Origin of the sequence: Streptococcus mitis, from assembly GCF_000722705.1 — a bacterium.
Lineage (GTDB): Bacteria > Bacillota > Bacilli > Lactobacillales > Streptococcaceae > Streptococcus > Streptococcus mitis_P.
Map to the genome: position 1 here is coordinate 144,009 of NZ_JPFW01000004.1, position 9,401 is coordinate 153,409.

7 protein-coding genes, 1 tRNA gene, 1 rRNA gene and 1 pseudogene are annotated in these 9,401 nt (G+C 40.5%); 8 read left to right on the forward strand and 2 right to left on the reverse strand.

All coding sequences use genetic code 11. The annotated features are described in order from the left end of the window. The first annotated feature begins 13 nt into the window (after positions 1–13). The 5 genes from SK642_RS01905 (at position 14) to SK642_RS01925 (ending at position 4,817) form a co-directional block, all read left to right on the forward strand. Entirely contained in the window at positions 14–856 is an 843-nt protein-coding gene (locus SK642_RS01905; protein WP_033676368.1) for a PTS mannose/fructose/sorbose/N-acetylgalactosamine transporter subunit IIC, read from the forward strand. Continuing rightward, positions 837–1,691, forward strand: a complete 855-nt coding sequence (locus tag SK642_RS01910; protein ID WP_033683132.1) for a PTS system mannose/fructose/sorbose family transporter subunit IID — start codon at positions 837–839, stop codon at positions 1,689–1,691. The genes SK642_RS01905 and SK642_RS01910 overlap by 20 nt, the downstream gene beginning before the upstream one ends. Positions 1,692–1,990: 299 nt before the next feature. Then, on the forward strand, positions 1,991–2,275 hold the full coding sequence (gene groES / locus SK642_RS01915; protein ID WP_033683133.1) for a co-chaperone GroES: 285 nt from the start codon (positions 1,991–1,993) through the stop codon (positions 2,273–2,275). A gap of 15 nt (positions 2,276–2,290) precedes the next feature. Next, a complete protein-coding gene (gene groL, locus SK642_RS01920; protein ID WP_033683134.1) occupies positions 2,291–3,913 on the forward strand; it encodes a chaperonin GroEL in 1,623 nt (540 codons plus the stop codon). Between the two features lie 136 nt (positions 3,914–4,049). Then, on the forward strand, positions 4,050–4,817 hold the full coding sequence (locus tag SK642_RS01925; RefSeq protein WP_033683135.1) for an epoxyqueuosine reductase QueH: 768 nt from the start codon (positions 4,050–4,052) through the stop codon (positions 4,815–4,817). A gap of 70 nt (positions 4,818–4,887) precedes the next feature. Here the strand turns inward: SK642_RS01925 and SK642_RS01930 are convergent, their stop codons facing one another. After that, entirely contained in the window at positions 4,888–5,421 is a 534-nt protein-coding gene (locus tag SK642_RS01930; protein ID WP_000775316.1) for a DUF402 domain-containing protein, read from the reverse strand. Between the two features lie 88 nt (positions 5,422–5,509). Further along, positions 5,510–6,286: a recombination regulator RecX gene (gene recX, locus SK642_RS01935; protein WP_033683137.1), complete on the reverse strand. Its 777-nt coding sequence runs from the start codon at positions 6,284–6,286 to the stop codon at positions 5,510–5,512. 37 nt (positions 6,287–6,323) lie between these two features. Here recX and rlmD point away from each other — a divergent pair. The 3 genes and pseudogenes from rlmD to SK642_RS01950 all read left to right on the forward strand — a co-directional run. After that, positions 6,324–7,679: pseudogene (gene rlmD, locus SK642_RS01940) on the forward strand (23S rRNA (uracil(1939)-C(5))-methyltransferase RlmD). Between the two features lie 57 nt (positions 7,680–7,736). Then, positions 7,737–7,808 (forward strand) — tRNA-Glu (locus SK642_RS01945). A 242-nt stretch (positions 7,809–8,050) separates the two neighbouring features. After that, positions 8,051–9,401 (forward strand): 16S ribosomal RNA (locus tag SK642_RS01950); the annotation flags it as partial.

Consider the following 9,401-nt stretch of genomic DNA (forward strand, 5'->3'; position numbering starts at 1 on the left):
AGGAGACAAAATGATGGAAATTTCTTGGATTCAAGCAGCTCTTTTAGGATTGTTTGCAAGTTTAGCATCGATGCCAGGTATGGGGGGATCCAGTATTGGTAACTATACTTTGGGGCGTCCATTAGTTGGTGGTTTAATTGTAGGTTTAATATTAGGAGATATAACAACAGGGGTAATCGTTGGTGTGGCTTTGCAGGTATTATATATTGCCTTAGTGACACCTGGTGGAACTGTATCTGCCGATGTACGGGCAATTTCTTATATCGGAATTCCGTTATCTATCCTATTTGTTCATGCAAATAATATTTCAGGTGAAGTAGCGATTGCAGCAGCAGCAGCGCCAATTGGAGCTGCGGTTGGAACAATTGGAACTGTTTTATTCTATGGTACAGCTACTATGAATTTGCTTTGGCAACACATTGGATGGAAAGCTGTAGAGAAAGGTGATTTTAAGAAGTTATATGCTGTTGATTGGGTATATCCTTGGATTTCACATTTTATCTTTTCTTTCTTACCAACAATGATTATTACAAAATTTGGACCAGATATGGTTGATCTTATGAAATTATATCTTCCGATGGATGGTTTTGTAATGAAGTCTCTATTTACTGTAGGAGCACTCCTTCCATGTGTGGGTATTGCAATACTTTTGAAACAAATTGTTACAAAAACAACAGACTTTATTCCTTTCTTTGTCGGGTTCACGTTAGCAAAATCTTTAGGCTTGAACTTAGTAGCAAGTGGTGTTGTGTCATTAATTTTTGCAGTAATTTATTATGAATTAGAAGTTATTAAATCTGCCCGTACGACAGCGGTTGTCAGTGATATGGGATTTGATGAAGAGGAGGATATTTAGAATGAGTCGAAAAAAAATATCAAGAAAAACATTGACAAAATCATTTCACCACTGGTTCTATGGACATCTGACATGTTTTTCTCAAGAACATATGCAAACTTTTGGATATTTAACTTCTATGCTTCCAATTGTAGAAGAAATGTATGATACTAAGGAAGAGCAAAAAGAAGCTATGCAAACATACACAGCATTCTTTAATACTGAGCCACAGTTGGGTTCTCTAGTAGTTGGGATAACAGCTGGTTTGGAAGAAGCGCGTGCAAATGGAGATGCCGTAGATAGTGAAACCATCAATGGAATGCGAGCTGGTCTAATGGGGCCTATTGCAGGTATTGGAGATTCACTTATTGTAGGAACATTAATTCCTGTTCTTTTGGGGATAGCTCTAGGTCTTTCTAAAGGAGGAAATATTTCTGGTGCAATATTCTATATTATTGCATGGAATCTATTAGTCTATCTTGGAATGCGTTTTGCTTATTTTAAAGGATATGAACTTGGAGATAAAGCAGTAGAATTTTTAGTAGGTCCTAAAGGTCAGGCGCTAAGAAAATCAATTAGTGTTGTTGGTGGTATGGTCATAGGAGCTGTTGCAGCAACTTGGGTATCTGTCACTACGGCGCTAGAGCTGAAAAATGGAGATGGAGAAACATTTTTAAACTTACAAGAAAAGATTGATGGTGTTTATCCAGGTCTTTTAACAGCAGGTTTTATTGTTCTATGTTGGTGGCTGATGGCTAAAAAGAAAGTTTCTCCAAATTGGGTGATGCTATTATTGGTAGTTATTGCACTTGTGGGAGTAGCCTTAGGATTTTTCAATCCAGGATTGAAATATTAATAGCATGTAAAAAAAGCAACGGTTTGTAATCGTTGTTTTTTATATATGCGTAATATAAGGATTTAGAGTTTCGGTATTTTTTATAAAAGAATTAACGAAAATACTAATTCCATGAATCATGTTCGTTAAAATTCTACATTATTAAAGTGCAAAATAGGATAAAGAAATTCATCTATTCATCCTCAGAAAGTCAGACTTTTTTCTTGACTATTTCTGACCAAGTGATACAATAGAACTATAAATTAGCACTCAGATATAAAGAGTGCTAATACTATCTATCTCATTATGGAGGAAATCAGATGTTGAAACCATTAGGGGACCGTGTGGTCTTAAAAGTAGAAGAAAAAGAACAAACTGTTGGAGGCTTTGTTCTTGCAGGTTCAGCCCAAGAAAAAACTAAAACAGCTCAAGTTGTGGCTACTGGACAAGGTGTTCGTACCTTGAACGGTGACTTGGTTGCTCCAAGTGTCAAGGTTGGAGATCGTGTCTTAGTTGAAGCTCACGCAGGTCTTGATGTCAAAGATGGCGATGAAAAGTACATCATCGTAGGCGAAGCTAACATCTTGGCTATCATTGAAGAATAGAAGGAGAAAGTAAGTATGTCAAAAGAAATTAAATTTTCATCTGATGCTCGTTCAGCCATGGTCCGTGGTGTCGATATCCTTGCAGACACTGTTAAAGTAACCTTGGGACCAAAAGGTCGTAATGTTGTTCTTGAAAAATCATTCGGTTCACCCTTGATTACCAATGACGGTGTGACCATTGCCAAAGAAATTGAATTAGAAGATCATTTTGAAAATATGGGTGCCAAATTGGTATCAGAAGTAGCTTCAAAAACCAACGATATCGCAGGTGATGGGACTACAACTGCAACTGTTTTGACCCAAGCAATCGTCCGTGAAGGAATCAAAAACGTCACAGCAGGTGCCAATCCAATCGGAATTCGTCGTGGGATTGAAACAGCAGTTGCAGCAGCAGTAGAAGCTTTGAAAAACAACGCCATCCCTGTTGCCAATAAAGAAGCCATCGCTCAGGTTGCCGCCGTCTCTTCTCGTTCTGAAAAAGTTGGTGAGTACATCTCTGAAGCCATGGAAAAAGTTGGTAAAGACGGAGTCATCACCATTGAAGAGTCACGTGGTATGGAAACAGAGCTTGAAGTCGTAGAAGGAATGCAGTTTGACCGTGGGTACCTTTCACAGTACATGGTAACAGATAGCGAAAAAATGGTAGCTGATCTTGAAAATCCATACATTTTGATTACTGATAAGAAGATTTCAAATATCCAAGAAATCTTGCCACTCCTAGAAAGTATTCTCCAAAGCAATCGTCCACTCTTGATTATTGCGGATGATGTGGATGGCGAAGCTCTTCCAACTCTTGTTTTGAACAAGATTCGTGGAACCTTCAACGTAGTAGCCGTTAAGGCACCTGGTTTTGGTGACCGGCGCAAAGCCATGCTTGAAGATATAGCCATCTTAACAGGCGGAACAGTTATCACAGAAGACCTTGGTCTTGAGTTGAAAGATGCGACAATTGAAGCTCTTGGTCAAGCAGCGAGAGTAACTGTGGACAAAGATAGCACTGTTATCGTAGAAGGTGCTGGAAATCCTGAAGCGATTTCTCACCGTGTTGCGGTTATCAAGTCTCAAATCGAAACCACAACTTCTGAATTTGACCGTGAAAAATTGCAAGAACGCTTGGCGAAATTGTCAGGTGGTGTAGCGGTTATTAAGGTAGGAGCTGCAACTGAAACTGAGTTGAAAGAAATGAAACTCCGCATTGAAGATGCCCTTAACGCTACTCGTGCAGCTGTTGAAGAAGGAATCGTTGCAGGTGGTGGAACAGCCCTTGTAAATGTTATCCCTACCGTAGCTGATTTGGAATTGACAGGAGACGAAGCAACAGGCCGTAATATTGTTCTCCGTGCCTTGGAAGAACCGGTTCGTCAAATCGCCCACAATGCAGGATTTGAAGGCTCTATCGTTATCGATCGTTTGAAAAATGCTGAAGTTGGTACAGGCTTCAACGCAGCAACTGGCGAGTGGGTCAACATGATTGATCAAGGGATTATCGATCCAGTTAAAGTGAGTCGTTCAGCTCTACAAAACGCAGCATCTGTAGCCAGCTTGATTTTGACTACGGAAGCAGTTGTAGCCAATAAACCAGAACCAGCAGCCCCAGCTCCAGCAATGGACCCAAGCATGATGGGCGGGATGATGTAAGCTTTCTATAGAAAACAATTTATAAAAAACACAAAAGGAGGGAATGGCTATCCCTCTTTTTATGATATTCACTTCTAAATTGATTTGAGCTCTCCTAACTTATATGATAAAATAAGACTAGAAAAAGGAGAAGAACATGATCGATGTAGAAGAAATTCTGAGCAAGATGAACCCCAATCAGAAGATTAATTATGACCGTGTCATGCAGAAGATGGTACAAGTATGGGAGAAAAATGAGCAACGGCCAACTATTCTCATGCATGTTTGCTGTGCCCCTTGCAGTACCTATACCCTAGAATATTTGACCAAGTATGCAGATGTGACTATCTATTTTGCCAATTCTAATATCCATCCCAAGGCAGAATACCATAAGCGTGCCTATGTGACTAAAAAGTTTGTCAGTGATTTCAATGAGCGGACTGGAAATATGGTCCAGTATCTAGAAGCTCCCTACGAACCAAATGAATATCGTAAGTTAGTCAGAGGACTGGAAGAAGAGCCAGAAGGTGGCGACCGTTGCAAGGTTTGCTTTGACTACCGACTGGATAAGACAGCGCAAGTGGCTATGGATTTGGGCTTTGACTACTTTGGCTCAGCCTTGACCATCAGTCCTCATAAGAATTCTCAAACCATTAACAGCATCGGAATCGATGTGCAAAAAATTTACACAACCCACTATCTTCCCAGCGATTTCAAGAAAAATCAAGGCTACAAACGTTCAGTAGAGATGTGTGAAGAGTATGACATCTACCGTCAATGTTATTGTGGATGCGTCTATGCAGCCCAGGCTCAGAATATTGATTTGGTTCAGGTTAAGAAGGACGCCACGGCGTTCTTGCTGGATAAGGATGTTGAAAAAGACTATTCCCACATCAAATTTACAGTTACAAAATTAGATATATAGAAATCACCCCAGCTGTAAAGCTGGTTTTTTCAAATAAAAAAACCAGGGCATTCACCCTAGTTTGACAACTTTACCGATTCTTTAGTTCTACATAGCGCTTGTACCAAATGTTTACATAGGCTTCTGAGAAAGGACCACGTCCATTGTTAATCCAATCAACAAGAATTTTAACATGTTCTTTTAAAATATAGTCTAAGTCATCAGAATAATTCATTTTGCGTTTGTGACGCTCATACTCCTCAACGTCCAAGAGACGTTTTTCCCCATCTGTAAAAATTTTAACATCCAAATCGTAATCAATATACTTCAGTGCTTCTTCATCCAGATAGTAGGGGCTAGCCATATTGCAATAGTAGGAAATTCCATTATCACGAATCATGGCAATGATATTAAACCAATATTTCTTGTGAAAGTAAACAATAGCCGGTTCTCGAGTGACCCAACGACGACCATCACTTTCGGTAACAAGTGTATGATCGTTGACACCAATAATGGCGTTTTCTGTTGTTTTTAGTACCATGGTGTCCCGCCAAGTTCGGTGGAGACTGCCATCATGCTTATAACTTTGAATTGTAATAAAGTCGCCTTCTTTTGGAAGCTTCATAACTAACCAACTTTCTACAATTTATAAGTTTATCATTTACTATTGTACCATAAAAATGCCTAAAATCTGTGAATTTTACATGAAAATATTAAAGATATTCTCTGATAGCGCTTGCTATATCCGAAAAATCGTATCCTTTTCGTGCTAAAACTTGAGTTAAACGCTGTTTAAGTTCGTATCCTTCATACTTTCGAGCATACTTAGTATATTGCTTATCAAGTTCCTTGAAGATGAGTTCCTGAGTTGTTTCTCCATCAACTTGACTATCCAAGTCGTCAAAGGCACTTTTAGCTTCAGAGTATGAGAAGCCCTTGTTGGTCAAGTTTTGGATAATCTTTTCTTGCAAGGCACGAGCTGGAAGTTTTCCCTCATATTTTTTCAATAGTTTATTGGCTACACGTTGAGCAACTTCCGAAAAATCAAATTCTTTCAAGTTCTCTTCTATAGTAGATTTTGAAATTCCTTTTTGTGCTAGTTTCTGACTCAGTACATAAGGCCCCTTGTCTCCTGAAAGTTGATTGGCATTGATAATAGCATAAGCGTACTGGCTATCATTAATCCAATTATCTTCTTTAAGATTAGCAATGACTTGAGAAACGATGTTTTTATTAATATCGTATTTTTTTAGATATTCTATGACCTCTTTTTCGGTACGTGCTTTAAAGGATAGGTGGTAGAGCGCTAGATTTTTACCATAAGAAAATTGAGCAAAGTCCTGAATCTTCTTCAATTCCTCTTCGCTTATTACCTTATCTCTTGATAACATAAAACGAACAATTGTATCTTCAGTAATGTAGCATTTGTCGCCATTATCAAGCTCCATCAGATAGAGTCTTTTTTTCTTTTCAAGTTTTGTGATTTTCATAGTTCTATTATAACTCAAAATGTGATAAGATAGGGGTATGAATCTGAAAGTGAAACAAAAAATACCATTAAAAATCAAGCGCATGGGAATTAATGGTGAGGGAATCGGCTTTTATCAAAAAACATTAGTCTTTGTGCCTGGTGCTCTCAAAGGTGAAGATATCTATTGTCAGATTACTTCTATTAAACGCAACTTTGTTGAAGCAAGATTATTAAAAGTTAACAAGAAGTCTAAATTTCGAGTTGTGCCAGCTTGTACTATTTACAATGAGTGCGGAGGCTGCCAAATCATGCACCTGCATTATGATAAGCAGCTGGAGTTCAAGACGGACTTGCTTTATCAAGCGCTGAAAAAATTTGCTCCTACAGGATATGAAAACTATGAAATTCGTCCGACAATTGGTATGTAGGAACCAAAATATTACCGTGCTAAGTTACAATTTCAGACTCGAAAATTTAAGAATCAGGTCAAGGCAGGTCTGTATGCACAAAACTCTCATTATTTGGTAGAGTTGAAAGACTGCCTGGTACAAGATAAGGAAACTCAAGTGATTGCTAATCGTCTAGCAGAATTACTTACTTATCACCAGATTCCAATCACGGATGAGAGAAAAGTTCTAGGTGTTAGAACGATAATGGTCCGACGAGCAAGAAAGACTGGACAGGTTCAGATTATTATTGTTACAAACCGTCAGCTTAATTTAACCCAACTAGTAAAAGACTTAGTTAAAGATTTTCCAGAAGTTGTGACAGTGGCTGTGAATACAAATACAGCTAAAACCAGTGAAATTTATGGTGAAAAGACAGAGATTATCTGGGGAGAAGAGAGTATTCAAGAAGGTGTACTCGATTATGAATTTTCACTATCTCCTCGAGCTTTCTATCAACTGAATCCTGAACAAACAGAAGTCCTTTATAGCGAGGCAGTAAAAGCGCTGGATGTTAGTAAAGAAGACCATTTGATTGACGCATATTGTGGAGTTGGAACAATTGGTTTTGCCTTTGCAAAGAAAGTAAAAACACTCAGAGGTATGGATATTATTCCAGAAGCTATTGAAGATGCCAAGCGAAATGCTAAAAGAATGGGATTTGACAACACACATTACGAAGCAGGGACAGCGGAAGAGATTATTCCTCGCTGGTATAAGGAAGGCTACCGAGCAGATGCTCTGATCGTAGATCCACCACGTACAGGTCTGGATGACAAGTTATTAGATACAATTCTTACCTATGTACCAGAAAAAATGGTCTATATTTCTTGCAATGTTTCGACCTTGGCTCGTGATTTGGTACGCTTAGTAGAAGTCTACGATATCCATTATATTCAGTCGGTCGATATGTTTCCACACACCGCTCGAACGGAAGCAGTTGTAAAATTAATAAAAAAAGTTTAAAAAGTAGTTGACAAAAAACAAAAAGTCGGTATAATAGTAAGAGTTGAAAACAACTCTGGTCCGTTGGTCAAGGGGTTAAGACACCGCCTTTTCACGGCGGTAACACGGGTTCGAATCCCGTACGGACTATGGTATATTGTGGTTTGAAACACTTGATGAAAAAAGTTTAAAAAAGTTTCAAAAAAGTGTTGACAAGCGAAAGTGACTGTGATATACTAATATAGTTGTCGCTTGAGAGAAGCAAGTAACAAAGACCTTTGAAAACTGAACAAGACGAACCAATGTGCAGGGCACTACAACCAAGGTTGTAGTACTGAACAATGAAAAAACAATAAATCTGTCAGTGACAGAAATGAGTGAGAACTCAAACTTTTAATGAGAGTTTGATCCTGGCTCAGGACGAACGCTGGCGGCGTGCCTAATACATGCAAGTAGAACGCTGAAGGAGGAGCTTGCTTCTCTGGATGAGTTGCGAACGGGTGAGTAACGCGTAGGTAACCTGCCTGGTAGCGGGGGATAACTATTGGAAACGATAGCTAATACCGCATAATAGTAGATGTTGCATGACATTTACTTAAAAGGTGCAATTGCATCACTACCAGATGGACCTGCGTTGTATTAGCTAGTTGGTGGGGTAACGGCTCACCAAGGCGACGATACATAGCCGACCTGAGAGGGTGATCGGCCACACTGGGACTGAGACACGGCCCAGACTCCTACGGGAGGCAGCAGTAGGGAATCTTCGGCAATGGACGGAAGTCTGACCGAGCAACGCCGCGTGAGTGAAGAAGGTTTTCGGATCGTAAAGCTCTGTTGTAAGAGAAGAACGAGTGTGAGAGTGGAAAGTTCACACTGTGACGGTATCTTACCAGAAAGGGACGGCTAACTACGTGCCAGCAGCCGCGGTAATACGTAGGTCCCGAGCGTTGTCCGGATTTATTGGGCGTAAAGCGAGCGCAGGCGGTTAGATAAGTCTGAAGTTAAAGGCTGTGGCTTAACCATAGTACGCTTTGGAAACTGTTTAACTTGAGTGCAAGAGGGGAGAGTGGAATTCCATGTGTAGCGGTGAAATGCGTAGATATATGGAGGAACACCGGTGGCGAAAGCGGCTCTCTGGCTTGTAACTGACGCTGAGGCTCGAAAGCGTGGGGAGCAAACAGGATTAGATACCCTGGTAGTCCACGCCGTAAACGATGAGTGCTAGGTGTTAGACCCTTTCCGGGGTTTAGTGCCGTAGCTAACGCATTAAGCACTCCGCCTGGGGAGTACGACCGCAAGGTTGAAACTCAAAGGAATTGACGGGGGCCCGCACAAGCGGTGGAGCATGTGGTTTAATTCGAAGCAACGCGAAGAACCTTACCAGGTCTTGACATCCCTCTGACCGCTCTAGAGATAGAGTTTTCCTTCGGGACAGAGGTGACAGGTGGTGCATGGTTGTCGTCAGCTCGTGTCGTGAGATGTTGGGTTAAGTCCCGCAACGAGCGCAACCCCTATTGTTAGTTGCCATCATTCAGTTGGGCACTCTAGCGAGACTGCCGGTAATAAACCGGAGGAAGGTGGGGATGACGTCAAATCATCATGCCCCTTATGACCTGGGCTACACACGTGCTACAATGGCTGGTACAACGAGTCGCAAGCCGGTGACGGCAAGCTAATCTCTTAAAGCCAGTCTCAGTTCGGATTGTAGGCTGCAACTCGCCTACATGAAGTCGGAATCGCTAG

Excerpts from the sequence above, each read along its gene's own strand:
- SK642_RS01905 (WP_033676368.1), top strand. The coding sequence starts at position 14 with ATGGAAATTTCTTGGATTCAAGCAGCTCTTTTAGGATTGTTTGCAAGT.
- SK642_RS01910 (WP_033683132.1), top strand. The coding sequence starts at position 837 with ATGAAGAGGAGGATATTTAGAATGAGTCGAAAAAAAATATCAAGAAAA.
- groES (WP_033683133.1), top strand. The coding sequence starts at position 1,991 with ATGTTGAAACCATTAGGGGACCGTGTGGTCTTAAAAGTAGAAGAAAAA.
- groL (WP_033683134.1), top strand. The coding sequence starts at position 2,291 with ATGTCAAAAGAAATTAAATTTTCATCTGATGCTCGTTCAGCCATGGTC.
- SK642_RS01925 (WP_033683135.1), top strand. The coding sequence starts at position 4,050 with ATGATCGATGTAGAAGAAATTCTGAGCAAGATGAACCCCAATCAGAAG.
- SK642_RS01930 (WP_000775316.1), bottom strand. The coding sequence starts at position 5,421 with ATGAAGCTTCCAAAAGAAGGCGACTTTATTACAATTCAAAGTTATAAG.
- recX (WP_033683137.1), bottom strand. The coding sequence starts at position 6,286 with ATGAAAATCACAAAACTTGAAAAGAAAAAAAGACTCTATCTGATGGAG.